This window comes from Coprococcus sp. AF99-45 (genome assembly GCF_027663865.1).
GTDB lineage: Bacteria > Bacillota > Clostridia > Lachnospirales > Lachnospiraceae > Allocoprococcus > Allocoprococcus comes.
This window is the reverse complement of record NZ_JAQDGZ010000003.1, coordinates 145,602-161,913: the sequence shown is the minus strand read 5'-3', so window position 1 is coordinate 161,913 and position 16,312 is coordinate 145,602. Positions and strand designations below refer to the sequence as shown.

Annotated in this window: 20 protein-coding genes; all 20 read right to left on the bottom strand. The window is 46.4% G+C overall.

What is annotated here, in order from left to right; genetic code table 11:
- Nucleotides 1–11 precede the first annotated feature (11 nt).
- Nucleotides 12–464 (bottom strand): arginine repressor, encoded by a 453-nt coding sequence (argR, locus tag PGR14_RS03815; RefSeq protein WP_008369259.1) that lies wholly within the window; start codon nucleotides 462–464, stop codon nucleotides 12–14.
- Between the two features lie 3 nt (nucleotides 465–467).
- Nucleotides 468–1,304 (bottom strand): NAD(+)/NADH kinase, encoded by an 837-nt coding sequence (locus tag PGR14_RS03810; RefSeq protein WP_008369260.1) that lies wholly within the window; start codon nucleotides 1,302–1,304, stop codon nucleotides 468–470.
- Between the two features lie 6 nt (nucleotides 1,305–1,310).
- Nucleotides 1,311–2,144, bottom strand: a complete 834-nt coding sequence (locus PGR14_RS03805; RefSeq protein ID WP_055247069.1) for a TlyA family RNA methyltransferase — start codon at nucleotides 2,142–2,144, stop codon at nucleotides 1,311–1,313.
- A gap of 6 nt (nucleotides 2,145–2,150) precedes the next feature.
- A complete protein-coding gene (dxs, locus tag PGR14_RS03800; protein ID WP_044998714.1) occupies nucleotides 2,151–4,031 on the bottom strand; it encodes a 1-deoxy-D-xylulose-5-phosphate synthase in 1,881 nt (626 codons plus the stop codon).
- A gap of 14 nt (nucleotides 4,032–4,045) precedes the next feature.
- Complete coding sequence (locus PGR14_RS03795) at nucleotides 4,046–4,936, bottom strand: polyprenyl synthetase family protein (RefSeq protein ID WP_055155885.1); 891 nt, start codon at nucleotides 4,934–4,936, stop codon at nucleotides 4,046–4,048.
- Nucleotides 4,926–5,162 (bottom strand): exodeoxyribonuclease VII small subunit, encoded by a 237-nt coding sequence (gene xseB / locus PGR14_RS03790; RefSeq protein ID WP_008369268.1) that lies wholly within the window; start codon nucleotides 5,160–5,162, stop codon nucleotides 4,926–4,928. The genes PGR14_RS03795 and xseB overlap by 11 nt, the downstream gene beginning before the upstream one ends.
- A gap of 4 nt (nucleotides 5,163–5,166) precedes the next feature.
- Complete coding sequence (gene xseA / locus PGR14_RS03785) at nucleotides 5,167–6,429, bottom strand: exodeoxyribonuclease VII large subunit (RefSeq protein WP_172676581.1); 1,263 nt, start codon at nucleotides 6,427–6,429, stop codon at nucleotides 5,167–5,169.
- 12 nt (nucleotides 6,430–6,441) lie between these two features.
- Nucleotides 6,442–6,834, bottom strand: a complete 393-nt coding sequence (gene nusB / locus PGR14_RS03780; protein WP_008369272.1) for a transcription antitermination factor NusB — start codon at nucleotides 6,832–6,834, stop codon at nucleotides 6,442–6,444.
- A gap of 13 nt (nucleotides 6,835–6,847) precedes the next feature.
- Nucleotides 6,848–7,231 carry an Asp23/Gls24 family envelope stress response protein gene (locus PGR14_RS03775; RefSeq protein WP_008369274.1) on the bottom strand — a complete coding sequence of 128 codons (384 nt, stop codon included), beginning with the start codon at nucleotides 7,229–7,231 and terminating at the stop codon, nucleotides 6,848–6,850.
- Entirely contained in the window at nucleotides 7,224–7,490 is a 267-nt protein-coding gene (locus tag PGR14_RS03770) for a hypothetical protein (RefSeq protein WP_270222982.1), read from the bottom strand. Before PGR14_RS03770 ends, PGR14_RS03775 begins: the two co-directional genes overlap by 8 nt.
- A gap of 62 nt (nucleotides 7,491–7,552) precedes the next feature.
- Nucleotides 7,553–9,145, bottom strand: a complete 1,593-nt coding sequence (locus tag PGR14_RS03765; protein ID WP_008369278.1) for a peptide chain release factor 3 — start codon at nucleotides 9,143–9,145, stop codon at nucleotides 7,553–7,555.
- Between the two features lie 68 nt (nucleotides 9,146–9,213).
- Entirely contained in the window at nucleotides 9,214–9,849 is a 636-nt protein-coding gene (locus tag PGR14_RS03760; protein WP_008369281.1) for a SpoIIIAH-like family protein, read from the bottom strand.
- A 26-nt stretch (nucleotides 9,850–9,875) separates the two neighbouring features.
- Nucleotides 9,876–10,412: a hypothetical protein gene (locus tag PGR14_RS03755; RefSeq protein WP_055247062.1), complete on the bottom strand. Its 537-nt coding sequence runs from the start codon at nucleotides 10,410–10,412 to the stop codon at nucleotides 9,876–9,878.
- Nucleotides 10,409–10,678, bottom strand: a complete 270-nt coding sequence (locus PGR14_RS03750) for a stage III sporulation protein AF (RefSeq protein ID WP_055247060.1) — start codon at nucleotides 10,676–10,678, stop codon at nucleotides 10,409–10,411. The genes PGR14_RS03755 and PGR14_RS03750 overlap by 4 nt, the downstream gene beginning before the upstream one ends.
- Before the next feature lie 10 nt (nucleotides 10,679–10,688).
- Nucleotides 10,689–11,903 carry a stage III sporulation protein AE gene (locus tag PGR14_RS03745; protein WP_055247059.1) on the bottom strand — a complete coding sequence of 405 codons (1,215 nt, stop codon included), beginning with the start codon at nucleotides 11,901–11,903 and terminating at the stop codon, nucleotides 10,689–10,691.
- Between the two features lie 12 nt (nucleotides 11,904–11,915).
- Nucleotides 11,916–12,302 (bottom strand): SpoIIIAC/SpoIIIAD family protein, encoded by a 387-nt coding sequence (locus PGR14_RS03740; protein ID WP_008369287.1) that lies wholly within the window; start codon nucleotides 12,300–12,302, stop codon nucleotides 11,916–11,918.
- Between the two features lie 12 nt (nucleotides 12,303–12,314).
- The gene (gene spoIIIAC, locus PGR14_RS03735; protein WP_008369289.1) at nucleotides 12,315–12,509 is read right to left on the bottom strand and encodes a stage III sporulation protein AC; all 195 of its coding nucleotides are present in this window, start codon (nucleotides 12,507–12,509) and stop codon (nucleotides 12,315–12,317) included.
- A 13-nt stretch (nucleotides 12,510–12,522) separates the two neighbouring features.
- Entirely contained in the window at nucleotides 12,523–13,041 is a 519-nt protein-coding gene (locus PGR14_RS03730) for a stage III sporulation protein AB (RefSeq protein ID WP_022220255.1), read from the bottom strand.
- The gene (gene spoIIIAA / locus PGR14_RS03725) at nucleotides 13,032–13,949 is read right to left on the bottom strand and encodes a stage III sporulation protein AA (protein ID WP_008369292.1); all 918 of its coding nucleotides are present in this window, start codon (nucleotides 13,947–13,949) and stop codon (nucleotides 13,032–13,034) included. Before spoIIIAA ends, PGR14_RS03730 begins: the two co-directional genes overlap by 10 nt.
- 146 nt (nucleotides 13,950–14,095) lie before the next feature.
- A complete protein-coding gene (locus tag PGR14_RS03720; protein ID WP_008369294.1) occupies nucleotides 14,096–16,183 on the bottom strand; it encodes a polyribonucleotide nucleotidyltransferase in 2,088 nt (695 codons plus the stop codon).
- Nucleotides 16,184–16,312 lie beyond the last annotated feature (129 nt).

The window sequence follows — 16,312 nt, the reverse complement described above, 5'->3', positions numbered from 1 at the left end:
CTTTCTCCTGTCTATTGTTCCAGTAGTTTCTTGATCTTTTCCATCAGTAGAATCGTATCATCCACGGTCCGCACAGCGCACATGATCGTATCATCCCCGGCAATACAGCCAACAATCTCATTCCAGTTCATCGCATCCAGTGCCGCAGCCACCGCCATCGCCATACCGGATACCGTTTTCAGTACCAGAATGTTCTGAGCCATATCCATAGAGCTGAATCCATCCCGCAAAATGCGCACATATTTTTCAGTCATTCCGTTCTGTGCACTCTGGAGTACCGCATATTTCTGCCTGCCGTTTTCTGCCGGAACCTTGGTGAGCTTTAAGTCGCGGATGTCTCTGGATACCGTTGCCTGCGTCACTTTAAATCCCGCTTCATTCAGATACTCGGCAAGCTCATCCTGTGTCTCAATCTGATATTTGTTGATCAATTCTACAATTTTGGCATGTCGGTTTACTTTCATCTTCTAGTTTCCTTTCATCTTTTCACGTAATGTTTCCAGAAAGCTCACTTTGCTGAGTTTTACGATTTTCGCTGTCTCCCACGCCTTTTTGATCCGGATCCGGTCACCGGTATGAAGCGGGACTTCATCCGCACCATCATATGCAATCACTGCTTCCTCGATCTGATTTTCCCGTTTTGCACCAATCTCGATCACGATCTCATCTTTGTCCGCGAAAACAATACTGCGGGAATTGAGTGCATGCGAGCAGATCGGTGTCACAACGATCAATGACGCTGTCGGCTCCACGATCGGTCCTCCTGCAGACAGATTGTACGCAGTAGAACCCGTTGGTGTGGACACGATCAATCCGTCCGCATCATAGGAGTTCAGAAACTCTCCGTTAACATAGAGATTAAAATGAACAATCTTCATGCTGCCGGATCTCGTCATGACAATATCATTGAGTGCCACATCCCTTACATTGCGGTATGCAGCGGATCCATACAGCATCATCCTCTCTTCAATCGTATAATTGCCCTCTACGAGCTGTTTTACAGCCTCTTCTACATTCTGCACCTCTACCTCGGTCAGATAGCCAAGGGTGCCCATATTGATTCCAAGCATCGGAAGCTCCCGCCCGAACAGACGTCTGGATGCCTGGATAAAGGTTCCGTCTCCGCCTACCGTCAACACACAATCAATATCCTTTGGAATCTTGATCTTTGAAAAATTTCCTTCTTCCGGCTGCTCTTCCAGATAACATTTCTTCCCGTAGGATTCAATGCATTTTTTGATTTTCACGGTGATCTTCCGATTTGCATCCTTCATATCATTCGTGATAATGTAAAACTTTTCCATGTCTTTTTATTTCTTCTCCTCAGCCGGATCCTTTTTTGCAAGTGTGTCAAAAGCAGCATCGACAGTCCCCCGAATGTCTACGCTCTCCACAATCCTTGCCTCTTCCTCCGGCCTTTTTTTCAGATGTACCAGATACTCGATATTCCCTTCCGGTCCTTTGATCGGTGAAAATTCAAGTGCTGCTACTTCAAAGCCGATCGATACTGCATAATCGGTTACTTTTTCGATGACCTCGATATGGGTACTCTTTTCCCTTACCACACCTTTTTTCCCAACCTTCTCACGTCCGGCTTCAAACTGTGGCTTGATCAACGCAACGATCTCTCCGTTCTCTTTCAGGTAATTGCGGATTGGGAGAAGTACCTTCGTCAGCGAAATAAAAGAAACATCAATTGATGAAAAATCAATCGGTTCTCCCAGATCTTCCGGCTGTACATAACGGATGTTGGTCTTTTCCATGCAGACCACTCTTTCATCCTGACGTAATTTCCAGTCCAGCTGACCATGTCCCACATCGATGGCAAACACCTTGACTGCTCCATTTTGCAGCATGCAGTCTGTAAATCCTCCTGTCGAAGATCCCACATCGGTACATACCTTTCCTTCCATGGATACATCAAAATTCTTCATCGCCTTTTCCAGCTTAAGTCCTCCGCGGCTGACATACGGAAGTGCATGTCCACGGACTTCGATCTTAACCTCTTCCGAAAAGGAAGTTCCCGCTTTATCCTCTCTCTGCCCGTCCACGAATACATTGCCGGACATGATGATCGCTTTTGCCTTTTCTCTGGAGGATGCCAGATTTCTCTTTACAAGTAATACATCCAACCGTTCTTTCATTCTCTATCAATCCCTCCTGCTCTCTTCTGCTATATATGCAGTGATAATCCTGGCCACGCAGGATTCAATATCCAGCATCACCTCACTGCGAAGTAGGTCTACACTTCCGTGTTCGATATAGTCATCCGGCAGTGCCAGATTCAGAACCTCTGCGTCTGTCTCAAGACCTGCCAGATAAGCAGTCACAAATTCTCCGAATCCGCCTCTGCGAATATTCTCTTCCAGTGTCACGATCAGCCGGTGTTCCACCGTCAGTTTCCGGAGCATCTCCTCATCCACCGGTTTTACAAACCGGGCATTGATCAAGGTACAGTTATATCCAATCTCTTTCAAACGCTTCCGAACCTGAACTGCCTGCTCAAACATATGTCCGACACTGATGATCGCAATATCCTCTTCTTCATAGACCGGCTCACTCTTTCCATACTCGATCGGTGCTCTGTATTCACGGAATCCGTCAAATGCGCTGCCTCTTGGATAGCGCACTGCTGCCGGTGCTCCAAGTCTCACCGCAAACCGCACCATGTCCGCCAGTTCCCATTTATTTTTCGGAGAAAGGACGGTCATATTCGGAATCATTGACAGATAAGAAAGATCAAAGATCCCCTGATGGGTCTCCCCGTCGCTTCCCACAAGTCCTGCCCTGTCCACAGCAAATACGACCGGAAGCTTCTGCAGACAGACATCATGGATCATCTGGTCAAATCCTCTCTGTAAAAACGAAGAATATACAGCAAATACCGGATGCAGTCCTGCCGCAGCAAGTCCTGCCGCAAAGGTCACGCCATGTCCCTCTGCGATCCCCACATCAAAAAAGCGGTCCGGATAGTATCTGTGAAATGCTGCCAGGCCGGTACCGTCTTCCATTGCCGCCGTGATTGCTACCAGTCTGTCATCTTTTTTTGCCAGATCCAGCATAACCTTGGAAAACACATCTGTGCAGGAATCCTTTCCACTTTTGGAAATCGGCTCTCCTGTCTGGATATCAAACGGACCTGTTCCATGGAAACGGGAAGGGTTTTCTTCTGCCGGGAGATACCCTTTCCCCTTTTTCGTCAGTACATGGACAAGCACCGGTCCTTTTACCCTTTTTGCCTCGGTAAACGCACGGCGCAGCGCCTTCAGGTCATGCCCGTCCACCGGTCCTAAATACTTGATTCCCATATCTTCAAAGAACATTCCCGGAACCAAAAGCTGCTTGATGCTGCTCTTGGTGCGCTTAATATGCCGCACCATCTTTTCACCGCCAAACGGAATACTGCCAAGTACATTTTCCACGGTATCCTTCAGGTCGGTATAGGCCTGGGCAGTGCGCAGCTCCCCGAGATAACTGGACATTCCACCGACATTTTTGGAAATAGACATATGGTTATCGTTGAGTACGATGATGAAATTCGTCTTCATCTCCGCAGCATTATTCAGTGCTTCATAAGCCATTCCTCCGGTCAGTGATCCATCACCGATAACAGAGATCACGGAATAATCCTGTCCCAGGATATCCCTCCCTCTGGCATATCCAAGTCCGGCCGAAATCGAAGTGGAGCTATGACCGGTATCAAAGGCATCACAGTCACTTTCTTTCCTCTTCGGGAAACCACTCATACCGCCGTATTTTCTCAAACCATCAAATCCTTCTTTCCTTCCGGTCAGAATCTTATGCGTATAAGACTGATGCCCTACATCCCAGATCATCTTATCCTCCGGAAGCTGAAAACTGAGATGCATTGCCATGGTAAGCTCTACCACACCCAGATTGGACGCAAGATGCCCTCCTGTCTTGCTGATCTTCTCAACAAGAAAAGTACGGATTTCTTCTGCAAGCCCTGCCAGTTCCCGTTCATTTAATTTTTTAATATCATTCGCTTCGTGAATCTGCTCCAGATACACTTCATCCACCCCGCTTATTTTTTCCTGTGTATCAGTTCCCGTATCAGCTGTGTCAGATACGCATTTTCTCTGTCCAGTCCGGAAAGCAGCTCCAGTGCTTCCTGTGAAATAACTTCCACATCTCTGGTTGCTTTTTCCAGACCTTTTAATGTAACATAGGTTGTTTTTTCATTCTTTTCATCGCTGTGGACCGGTTTGCCAAGCTCTTCTGTAGTACTTGTCACATCCAGGATGTCATCCTGGATCTGGAAAGCAATCCCCACATCCGATGCGATCTTCTGCACTTTCTCAAGCTCTGCATCCTCTGCACCTGCAAGAAGTGCCCCGATCATCATCGAACTTTCGATCAGCGCTCCGGTTTTCAGTTCATAGATAAAGTTCAGCATGCCTTCATCAAGTCCCACACCGCAGGAAGCCACATCCACGACCTGACCACCTATCATCCCGTAAATACCGGCTTTTTCTGCAAGGATTTTTAAAGCTTTTCCAATCAGGAGACTCTTTTCAGGTGCGATTTCAAATGCCTTTACCGCCGTCTCAAACGCATAGTTCAGAAGTGCATCCCCGGCAAGAATTCCCATTGCTTCCCCGTATACAATATGCGTTGTCTTTCTTCCTCTACGGTACTCGTCATTGTCCATTGCCGGCAGATCATCGTGCACCAGGGAATAAGTATGGATCATCTCCATTGCTGCCATAAACGGCTCGATTTCTTTTCCTTCTCCTCCGAAAAGGCGGTATGTCTCCTGCATCAGCATTGGGCGGAGTCTCTTTCCGCCTGCCATCACACTGTACTCCATCGCCTCCATGATCTGGCTCTGGTAACCTTCTGCTTTCGGCAGATATTTTACAAGAAGCTTTTCAATCACTTCTGTTCTTTCTTTCATTTCTTCTTTAAAAGTCATGTATTTCTCCATTCTCTTCCAGCACCTGCACTTTTTTCTCTACTGTATCAATCTTCTCATTACAAAGCTTCAGCATTTCCATGCCCTTCTGATACAGTCCGAAGGACTCTTCCAGCGAAGTATCTCCCGATTCCAGCTCTTTTGCCACCTGATCCAGCTTTGCAAAAAGCTCTTCCAGAGATTCTTCCGGCATTTCTTCTGCAATCTCGTTTTTCTTATCTGCCATTTTCCTACTCCTTCTTGGTATCTGTTACCTGTGCCTCGATCTGCCCGTCTGTCACATGAATCCGAAGCCAGTCTCCTTTTTTTACATCCGCTACTTTCTTTACGGTCCCTTCCGATCCCTGTACATAGGAAAAGCCCTGGTTCAGCTTGGCAAGCGGAGAAAGTCCCTTCATCCGTTCGATCCGGATTGCAAGCTGCTGACGGCTTTCCCGCAGATTCCGCTCCATCAGAAGCGGCAGCATCTCCTGCACTTTCCGAGTCCTCTCCTGTTCCTGTTCCAACCGCTGATGCATGGCTTTTGGGATCTGCTCCTCATAGTCTGCAAGCTGCTGGCGCATGGACTTAAGTTTCCCTGACGGACTTAAGTAACGAAATTTTTCTGCATACCGCGCTGTATGAAGTGATGCAACCTCCAGCTTTCTCCTCATACTTCGGTGCATCCTTTCCCGTTCTGTCCGGATCATTTCCAGAAGTTCCCGGTAATTACAGATTGCAAGCTCTGCCGCAGCAGAAGGCGTCGGTGCACGAAGATCCGCTACATAATCTATGATCGTCGTGTCCGTCTCATGTCCTACTGCCGAAATAACCGGTACACTGCATTCAAAAACTGCGCGCGCTACATTTTCCTCGTTAAATGCCCACAGATCTTCAATAGACCCCCCGCCTCTGCCAACGATCATCACATCAACCTTAGCTTCCTCCAGTGCACGGATTCCCCGTACCACACTTTCAGATGCGCCATCCCCCTGTACCAGTGCCGGATACAGAAGAATCTGCACATATGGATTTCTCCGCCTGGTAATGTTGATAATATCGCGCACTGCCGCTCCGGTTGGTGCCGTTACAACACCAACTGTCCGCACATATTTCGGAATCGGCTTTTTATATTCCGGCGCAAACATTCCCATTTCTTCCAGCTCTTTTTTGAGCTTTATAAATTTTTCATAAAGAAGTCCCGCACCATCCAGTACGATCTCCTTTGCATAAACCTGATATCTGCCATCTCTTTCATAGACGCTGACGCTTCCAAGCACGATTACCTGCTGCCCTTCCTGCATACGAAAAGAAAGCCCGCTGCGCTGCCCGGCAAACATAACACAGGCAATCGTTCCGGACTCATCTTTCAGTGAAAAGTACAGATGTCCTGAAGTATGGTACTTACAGTTTGACACTTCCCCTTTGATATAAATTCGATTCAACATAAAGTCTTGCGTAAACATATTCTTAATGTACGCATTGACCTGTTTTACAGTATATACATTTCGCATGATTTCTGATTCTTATGCAAGCTTTCCGAGTACACCGTTGACAAATGCCGGTCCCTCATCTCCTGAAAAATTCTTTGCCAGCTCAACTGCTTCATTGATCGCTACTTTGACCGGCACTTCGTCATCCCACTTCATCTCATATACGGCAAGACGAAGAACAGAAAGATCCACTTTATTCATACGTCCGGTTTTCCAACCGGTTGTATGTTCATTGATCATCGCATCGATTTCTTCTTCGTGTGCTGCGATATCTTTGACCTTTTTGCGCATATATCCGCGTTCTTCCTCACTTGCTTCTTCTACCTGTTCCAGATACAGTTCGATCTGTTCGTCTGCATCAGCCGCATCAAATCCGATGCTGAAGAGCATTTTAAATATATGTTCTCTGACTTTACTTCTTCGCATGTTCTCTCTCCAATTATTCTTCTTCCGGCATGTCCACACCTGCAACACGGATGTTTACGTCTGCAACGGTAAGACCTGTCATATTCTCGATTGCTGCCTTTACTTTTTCCTGTACCTTTAAAGTAGTATCTTTGATACTGCTACCATATTTGAGGTTCAGGGCAAGGGATACGGTAACGATACCTTCCAGCACGTCTACCTTTACTCCTTTGGAAAGGCTCTTCATTCCAAGCTTTGCGATCAGTTCTCTGGTTGCATTTCCTGCCATGGAAGATACCCCCTCTACCTCCATTGCTGCAAGTCCTGCGATAATTGCAACTACTTCATCAGCAATCTGTACTTCTCCGAGGTTCTCATCTGATTCTATCTTATAGGTATTTCTCTCTTCTTTACTCATTATAAGTCCTCCTGTCTGCGGTTCTTCCGCTCCTCGCGCTCATCTCGGAACCTTTCGGTTCCTCGATGTTCGTTGCACTCACATAGGTCTGGCTTGAAAATGATTCGTCTGCATGCAGCCGATCATTTCCCACCCAGCACTGCGCTTTTTTTACGCTCCTCGCGCTCATCTCGGAACCTTTCGGTTCCTCGATGTTCGTTGCACTCACATAGTCCTGGCTTGAAAATGATCCGTCTGCAAGCAGCCGATCATTTTCCACCCAGTCCTGCGCTCGTCGCTATGCGTTCATTGTAACATAAAAGATCCTTATTGGAAAGTTTTTTAGGAACGTCCGAATTCGGAAAGTTTCAGTCCTTCGTTTCGTTCCAGCACCATACGGATGCTCCAGCTGTTGACAAACAGAAGAAGCGGTCTGTCTTTCAGGTCCTTGATCTTCTTCATATCGGATGTGCCGACCAGCTTGTCCATATTGATTTCTTCATTCTCGATCCAGCGGATATGTTCGTATGGAAGTGGTTCCAGACGGATCTCCACGTTATATTCATTTTCCAGACGGTATTTTAATACATCAAATTGCAGGACACCGACTACACCGACGATGATCTCTTCCATACCGGTGTTGAATTCCTGGAAAATCTGGATCGCGCCTTCCTGCGCGATCTCGTTGATTCCCTTGATGAACTGCTTTCTCTTCATCGTATCCACCTGGCGTACTCTGGCAAAATGTTCCGGTGCGAAAGTCGGAATTCCTTCGTATGCAAATTTTTCCGCTGAATTGGTCAGTGTATCTCCAATGGAGAAGATACCAGGATCAAATACACCGATGATGTCTCCACCATAAGCAGTATCGATCATGTGGCGTTCACTCGCCATCATCTGCTGTGGCTGTGACAGACGGACTTTCCTGCCTCCCTGGATATGGAAGACATCCATGCCTGCCTTGAACTCACCGGAACAGATACGCATAAATGCGATTCTGTCCCGGTGTGCCTTATTCATATTTGCCTGAATCTTAAACACAAATGCGGAGAAATCTTCTTCTTTCATCGGATCGATCAATCCTTTGTCGGACATTCTCGGAAGCGGCGAAGTCGTCATTTTAAGGAAATGCTGAAGAAAGGTCTCCACACCGAAGTTGGTCAGAGCTGATCCGAAAAATACCGGAGAGAGTTCTCCTTTGCTGACCATCTCCTGGTCAAATTCCGCACTCGCTCCGTCCAGAAGCTCAATCTCTTCTTCCAGCTGTGCGAACTGTGCTTCACTTACGATGCTCTTTGCTTCCTCACTGTCGATGGAAACCTTCTCAACTTCCCCGATCGAGGTTCCTTTCTTGGTATCTGAGAAAATCTCCAGTTCTCTGCTGTTCCGGTCAAATACGCCGCGGAATTCTTTTCCGGAACCGATCGGCCAGTTGATCGGACAGGTAGCGATCCCCAGTTCCTTTTCAATATCATCCAGTAATTCAAAGGTATCCATCGCTTCACGATCCATTTTATTGATAAATGTAAAAATCGGAATATGACGCATGACGCAGACTTTGAACAGCTTTCTTGTCTGTGCCTCCACACCTTTTGATCCATCGATCACCATAACCGCCGAATCGGCCGCCATAAGAGTACGATAAGTATCTTCCGAGAAATCCTGATGTCCCGGTGTATCCAGAATATTGATGCAATAACCGTCATACTGGAACTGCAGGACAGAAGATGTTACCGAAATACCTCTTTCTTTTTCAATCTCCATCCAGTCTGAAACCGCATGTTTCGCTGTTGCCTTTCCTTTTACAGAACCTGCCTGATTGATTGCCCCACCATATAACAGAAACTTCTCTGTCAGGGTAGTCTTACCTGCATCCGGATGGGAAATGATCGCAAATGTTCTTCTTTTCTTTATCTCATTCGTAAAATCTGCCATGTTATTCTACTCCTACTATTTTCTCAATGTCACTCAAACTCTTATTATATGGTATTTTTGCTATAATATCAATCCCCTGATTCACTCGTATTTGTACTTTCATGGATCGGTGTGATCACCACATTTGCAGCATTTACCTCTGCTTTGCGTGTGACAATATCCTCGATCTGTGCCCGTTTTGCATCCGACAGATCCGCCACATCAACGACCACATCTGCGGATTCTTCGGTAAGACTTACCACCGCATCCTGAAAGCCTTTGCTGGCAAGCAGAGTCTCAATTGCGACCTCCTGTTCGGCGCGCTGTGTCATCTCCACCATCTGCGCAACTGCATCTGCTTTCTGGTCTTCTGCGATATCTGCATTATCAATGATCGCCTGCAGGGTTTCTTTGTTTTTTGCCCGCACCTGCTCCCGGTTCACTTTTGCCTGTGCTACAAGCGCACTGACCGATCCATTTGTCAGCACCGCCTCTCCCGGATTTCCGTCCACCTGATCGTTATCCGCTGTCTGGAGGGAGCTGTCACCTCCTGTGTCCTGATCCGAAATATCCAGAAGTTCCTTATTTGCCATCTCGCTTCCCGTCTCTGCTGTTTTGTTTTTCGAGCCAAAAATTTTTCCGGAATAGTTCAGATATCCTGCCGCAGCGATCATCACCGCAAGAACCGCAATCACAATCTGATTTTTCTTAAATACTTTTTTCACTAGCCTTCCTCCTATAAGATTCTTTTTTAGTTATGCTTCATTACTTTTATCTTATGCGTGTCTACTCCGAATAATGCCTGCACAGCCTCTGTGATATTTTCAATCACGATGGCATTATCTCCGCCATCTGCAATTACGAGAACACCTTCTATCCGGGGACTTAATTCCTGTTTCACATATGGCGTTTCTTCTCCATTTCCGTTTGCATAAACTGCCGTCTCTGAAGAACTTGTATTTTTTCCTCCGCTCTCCCCTTCCTGCACCTCACTTGTCATCTCCTGATCCTTTTCCACTACCTTTTCCGAGGAAGAAGCCAGAGTGATCATCACCTTTACATTTCCAACTCCTTCTACTTTTGCAAGTGCATTTTCCAGCCGTGTTTCCAGTGCATCTGTATAAGTATCCTCCGATGCATTTTCCGCCTTCTGCACCTGCTGTTCATCCTGTGTCTGGTCTGATTTTATATCGGAAACAGGCATCGCGATCACAACCAGAAGCAGTCCGACAAGCAATATGATCAACCACTTGTCTTTTTTTATTTTACGGATTTCAAACATCTTCATTCACCGCCCTTTTCGAGCAAATCCGCCGCATACTCCATCTCTTTTATCATCTGCTCATACTCCGCCGTCCGATACAGCTCCGTTACCTGTCCGGCTTCCCCCATAAGATCCAGAACCGGCTGGGCAAGCAGAACTGTCAGAAGAAGTCCGCAGAAAAAACGGACATATTTTCGGTAGCTATTCTCTGGAAGTGCCTGCAAAAATGCGGTTACAAGAATCATATAAACGGCGAGATTCTGCATCCACCTGTAAACCAGCTGTATCATTTTATCCCTCCTACGAAGCTGCCGATGCCGCAACTGCAAGTGTCACCAGAAACAGGACCGCCGTCGCAAGCACCGTCTTTAGCAGCATATGATAACCTTCCCCGGTAAAACTGATGGCCTCCACGATCCGTTTATCAGACACCGGCTGGATAAGTGCCGCCGTTCCTTTGTAAAGAAGCGTCAGAATTCCCATATTGATGACCGGGATCATCACAACTCCCGTTACAAGCAGTGCCCCTGCAATTCCAACTCCATTTTTTAAAAGGACCGCACTTCCAAGCACGACTTCGCTTGTCCCGCTGACTACATCACCGATTCCCGGAATCATTCTCACGCCCTTTGTCCAGACACTCCTTTTCACCTGATCTGCCGCCGGACTGATTATCCGCTCGATAAACCCGATCCCCGTCACCAGGGCAAGCAGACTTTTCAGGCTCCATCCGATTACAAGTCGCAAAAGTTCCGCTGCCTTAGAAAGAAATTCCTCCTCCGTCAGATTGTTCAAGATTTCCATCAGAAGTGCGATCTGGATCAACGGAACGATCCATTTCAAAATCACAAGTTCCACAAGAAAAATCAGGAAAAGCGCCAGATTATAAAATGCGATCGCAGAAATACTTCCCACTGCGACTGCCATACAGACAAAGTAGACAGGACAGAGTACTCGCATAAAGAGGATCAGATTTTCGAGTCCATGCTGTACCTCTACGGCTGCTGCCTGAAAATTCCGTATGCCGACTGTAATCACAGACAGGTATACCAGAAAAAAGGCGGTCTGTGAGATCTGGCAGTTCTGAAACACTTCCGAAAAGTTGGAAAAAACCGCTGCGATCAGCACCAGAAAAATGATAGATGCAAGCACCGGTTTATTGACCTTCAGCACATAGAAAAACTGATCCGTCACAAAGTTTCTGATCTGTCCGGCAGACAGGTTCTCATCCTGCCGGATCACAGACTCAACAAGATCCTGAAAATGCAGTTTTTCTTCCGGGAACAGTTTCCGGATTGCCGTATCCAGATCCTTTATCTCTGTCAGCTCCCAGATTTTCTGCTCTGTTTCCTCCTGTGTTTTTTCCAGATCCGTTTCTGTCATATTATCTTCTGTCCGGCTGTTTTCCGAAGAGGAATCTTCCCCTGCCGCAAATACCTGTACCGGCAGTATCAGTACGAAGATTACAAGTCCGATCATGCATGCTATGCCATATTTCTGAAAATAATGTTTCATTTTTCTTCCCTTTTACTGTCCAAGTTCGCGGATTGCAAGAAGCAGTGCTTTTAATATCGGCATTCCTATTGCAAGTATACTGAGCCTTGCAAAGACCTCGATCTGCCCGGCGATCGTCTGATAACCGGCATCCTTGCAGATTGCTGCCGCAAATTCCGCCAGATAGGTCACACCCAGGATTTTCAGCATTGCCGTCAGATATACCGCATCGATCTTTACAAAGCTGCCAACCAATTCCAAAGTTTCCCGGATCACCGACAGATTCCGGCTCATTCCGAGAAAAAGGAAAATGCTGACCGCAATCCCCAGATAGATCCCATACTCTTTTCTGGTATTTTGAAATTGTAATGCCAGGAAAGTTCCTGCAATCCCGATGCAGGCTGCCTTAAGGATACTCATCTTTTCCCTCCTTTACAGAGCAAAGAGCCGTCTGATATCGTCAAACAGATCTGAAATATAAGGAAGGATCCAGAATAAAACCAGAAGCAGTCCTGCAAGGCTTGTGAGAAATGCCTGTTCTTCTCTTCCGCTGTGTTTCAGCACCTGTCCCAGGACAGAAACCAGAATCCCGACTGCCGCAATTTTAAATATCAGATTTACACTCATGTTTCGCTCCTATTTACAGAATCAAAATTGTCAGGAAAAGCCCTGCTGTAACACCCAGCAGATTGCAAAGCCTCCGTTTTTCCTGAATTTCTTTTAAAAGACCGCCTCTTTTTTCTTCCAGAAATTCTGCATACTGCAAGAAAATCTGCGTTTCCTGCTTCTTATCCAGGCTGCCAAGCTGCATCCCAAGCTCATGCAGACGTACCCTTTCCTCCCTGCCAAGGAGCAGACATTCAAGATCACTTTCGCAGCACCTCTCCCAGATTATTGCAAGACTTCTTGACGGCATCTCCAATTCTTTTGCCAGATGTTCCAACCAGATCCTGTAGTTCTGACTGCATCTTCGGGAAACAGAAGCGCATACCTGGGCGAGTGGTGCATAAGTATACTCCATTTCTCCCGCAAGCTGCCTTATCACTCTTTGCAGCTCTCCGGTATCCGTGATCTGCCTTTGATATTCCATTCCCCTGCTGTATCCATAGCCGGATGTCGCCGCCACAATTCCCAGGCATCCGACCATTTTCAGATACACAGTTTTTCTCCCCGTTCGTTATAAATCCCTTCAATTTCTCCTACATGTTTCCCGGATTTCATCACAACATATCTGGCAAAGCATCTTTCCTTTACCAGATTGCTGACCAGTGGCTTTTCACGGATCTCATCCATACCAGAACCATGCACCGTCGTCAGCATGGTTGCCCCACAGTGCATGGCGTACTCTATCGCCTCTACATCCTTCGCTGTCCCGATCTCATCTGCCGCGATCACCTCCGGCGCCATGGACCGCACCAGCATCATCATTCCTTCTGCTTTCGGGCAGTTGTCCAGAATATCTGTCCGCATCCCAAGCTGGTTCTGTGGCACGCCACGGTAGCATCCTCCAATCTCTGAACGTTCATCCACTACACCCACATTTCTTCCTTCCACCCAGCGGTTCCCATCCGAAATCTGCCGCACCAGATCCCGCAAAAGTGTAGTCTTTCCTCCACCTGGTGGGGAAATGATCATGGTATGGCAAAGTCTTCCTTTTTCAAGGATCACAGGAAACAGCTTATTCGCACAACCTGTAATCTCATGGCAGATTCGGATATTGATCGATGTAATATACTGAAAATTCCGGATCTGTTCCTTTTCCGAAATAATTTTCCCGGAAATTCCGACCCGATGCCCTCCTTCAATCGTCAGAAACCCCTGGCGCAGTTCATTTTCATAGGCATACAGGGAATAATTGGATACATATTCCATCGTTTCACGCAGTTCTTCTTTTGTCACCCGATGGGTAAAAAGTTCTTCCTTTCCCTCTTTTTTCACTGCAAGCGGCTGCTCTTCCCGAAGCCGGATTTCCTGGATCTTCTCAAAATCCAGTCCATGATTCAACAGGATTCCTCGGATTTTCTCCGGAAGCACCGCCAGAATTTGATCTTTCTTTTCTCTTCTCATCTTGTCCATCTCTCTTTAAAGAATGTATATGGAAAGCAGGAGAAAAATAGAACTGATTTTGTTTCATAGGAAGTTCCTTCGGAATTTCCTATGAAATAAAAAGGACTCTACCGATACTGGTAAAGTCCTTCTGATTTTATAAAACTTTATTCTGCAACATCTTTGATGCTGAAGCTCAAACGTCCCATCTTGTCTTTTCCAAGGCAAACCACTTTGACGTGATCTCCGATAGAAAGAACATCTTCTACATGATCGATTCTCTGCTTAGCGATTTTGGAAATGTGTACCATTCCTTCTTTGCCCGGTGCAAATTCGATGAATGCGCCGAATTCTTTGATGCTTACAACATCACCTTCAAGAACCATTCCTGCCTCGAAGTCTGTTACGATGGTAGCGATCATCTTTCTTGCCTGTTCCATGCTGTCTGCATCTACGCCACAGATAGATACGCTTCCTTCATCTGTGATATCAATCTTAACGCCTGTCTTTTCGATGATTGCGTTGATGGTCTTTCCTCTCTGACCTACAACTTCACCGATCTTAGCCGGATCAATATTCATCTGAATGATCTTCGGTGCATACTTGCCAACCTGTGCTCTTGGCTCAGCGATTGTCTTAGCCATAACTTCATCCAGAATGTAAACTCTTGCTTTTCTTGTACGTGCAATTGCTTCTTCGATGATCGGTCTTGTCAGTCCGTGGATCTTAATATCCATCTGGATCGCTGTGATACCTTTATGTGTACCTGCTACCTTGAAGTCCATATCTCCGAAGAAATCTTCCAGTCCCTGGATATCTGTAAGTACCAGATAATCATCGTCAGTAGCACCTGTTACCAGACCACATGAGATACCTGCAACTGCAGATTTGATTGGTACACCTGCTGCCATAAGTGACATAGAAGATGCACATACACTTGCCTGAGAAGTAGAACCGTTAGATTCAAATGTCTCAGATACGGTACGGATCGCATACGGGAATTCTTCCTCTGACGGAAGTACCGGTACCAGTGCTCTCTCAGCAAGGGCTCCATGTCCGATCTCACGACGTCCCGGTCCTCTGGAAGGTCTTGTCTCACCTACAGAGTATGACGGGAAGTTATAGTGATGCATATATCTCTTGGATGTCTCAGATTCATCCAGTCCGTCTACCTTCTGTGCTTCTGAAAGCGGAGCCAGTGTGGTGATGGTACAGATCTGTGTCTGTCCACGTGTAAACATAGCAGAACCATGTACTCTCGGGATCAGGTCAATTTCTGCGGCAAGTGGACGGATTTCTTCGATTGCACGACCGTCCGGACGCTTGTGGTCTTTGAGGATCATCTTGCGGACAACCTTCTTCTGGTACTGATATACAGCTTCACCAAGTTTGGCAAGCCATTCTTCGTTATCAGCAAAAGCTTCTTCCAGCTTTTCTGTGATCTTACGGATATTTTCTTCTCTTGTCTGCTTGTCATCTGTGAATACTGCAACTTCCATCTCTTCCGGTGTTACGATCTTCTGAATCGCTTCAAAGAGTTCTTCCGGTACTGCAAAGCTTACATAATCATGTTTTGGTTTTCCACATTCTGCAACGATCTGGTCGATGAATGCGATGACTTTCTGATTCACTTCATGCGCCGCGAAGATGGCTTCGAGCATCTTAGCTTCCGGTACTTCATTTGCTCCGGCTTCAATCATGATTACCTTTTCTCTTGTAGATGCAACAGTCAGTGCAAGGTCAGACTTTTCTTTCTGCTCTGCGGTTGGATTGAATACCAGTTCTCCGTCAACAAGTCCTACCTGGGTAGAAGCTGTCGGACCATCGAACGGGATATCAGAAATAGCAGTTGCAATCGCTGATCCAAGCATAGCAGTAAGCTCCGGTGAGCAGTCCTGTTCAACAGAGAGAACCAAGTTCTCCAAAGTTACATCATTTCTGTAATCCTTCGGGAAAAGCGGTCTCATCGGACGGTCGATCACACGGCAGGTAAGAACAGCATTTTCTGATGCCTTTCCTTCTCTCTTGTTAAATCCTCCCGGGATCTTTCCTACTGCATAAAGCTTCTCATTGTATTCAACGCTGAGCGGGAAGAAGTCAATTCCTTCTCTTGGTTTGTCGGATGCAGTTGCTGTTGAAAGCACAACTGTATCACCATAATGCATAAGTACTGCGCCGTTCGCCTGTTTGGCAACTCTTCCAACATCTACGCGGAGTGTACGGCCTGCAAGTTCCATTTCAAACTTTTTGTACATAAATGTTCTCCTTTTTTATCTGTTTATCTGACGGGTAAAATCTCCGAAACTACTGAAAAATACACTCCTCAAAATATACTTTTCAGTGGTCTCGGACGCAATCTCTACCCACAATCTTTTGTATTATAT

Coding starts and splice junctions, on each gene's coding strand:
- argR (WP_008369259.1), bottom strand. CDS start 464: ATGAAAGTAAACCGACATGCCAAAATTGTAGAATTGATCAACAAATAT.
- PGR14_RS03810 (WP_008369260.1), bottom strand. CDS start 1,304: ATGGAAAAGTTTTACATTATCACGAATGATATGAAGGATGCAAATCGG.
- PGR14_RS03805 (WP_055247069.1), bottom strand. CDS start 2,144: ATGAAAGAACGGTTGGATGTATTACTTGTAAAGAGAAATCTGGCATCC.
- PGR14_RS03795 (WP_055155885.1), bottom strand. CDS start 4,936: ATGACTTTTAAAGAAGAAATGAAAGAAAGAACAGAAGTGATTGAAAAG.
- xseB (WP_008369268.1), bottom strand. CDS start 5,162: ATGGCAGATAAGAAAAACGAGATTGCAGAAGAAATGCCGGAAGAATCT.
- xseA (WP_172676581.1), bottom strand. CDS start 6,429: ATGCGAAATGTATATACTGTAAAACAGGTCAATGCGTACATTAAGAAT.
- nusB (WP_008369272.1), bottom strand. CDS start 6,834: ATGCGAAGAAGTAAAGTCAGAGAACATATATTTAAAATGCTCTTCAGC.
- PGR14_RS03775 (WP_008369274.1), bottom strand. CDS start 7,231: ATGAGTAAAGAAGAGAGAAATACCTATAAGATAGAATCAGATGAGAAC.
- PGR14_RS03765 (WP_008369278.1), bottom strand. CDS start 9,145: ATGGCAGATTTTACGAATGAGATAAAGAAAAGAAGAACATTTGCGATC.
- PGR14_RS03755 (WP_055247062.1), bottom strand. CDS start 10,412: ATGAAGATGTTTGAAATCCGTAAAATAAAAAAAGACAAGTGGTTGATC.
- PGR14_RS03750 (WP_055247060.1), bottom strand. CDS start 10,678: ATGATACAGCTGGTTTACAGGTGGATGCAGAATCTCGCCGTTTATATG.
- PGR14_RS03745 (WP_055247059.1), bottom strand. CDS start 11,903: ATGAAACATTATTTTCAGAAATATGGCATAGCATGCATGATCGGACTT.
- PGR14_RS03740 (WP_008369287.1), bottom strand. CDS start 12,302: ATGAGTATCCTTAAGGCAGCCTGCATCGGGATTGCAGGAACTTTCCTG.
- spoIIIAC (WP_008369289.1), bottom strand. CDS start 12,509: ATGAGTGTAAATCTGATATTTAAAATTGCGGCAGTCGGGATTCTGGTT.
- spoIIIAA (WP_008369292.1), bottom strand. CDS start 13,949: ATGAGAAGAGAAAAGAAAGATCAAATTCTGGCGGTGCTTCCGGAGAAA.
- PGR14_RS03720 (WP_008369294.1), bottom strand. CDS start 16,183: ATGTACAAAAAGTTTGAAATGGAACTTGCAGGCCGTACACTCCGCGTA.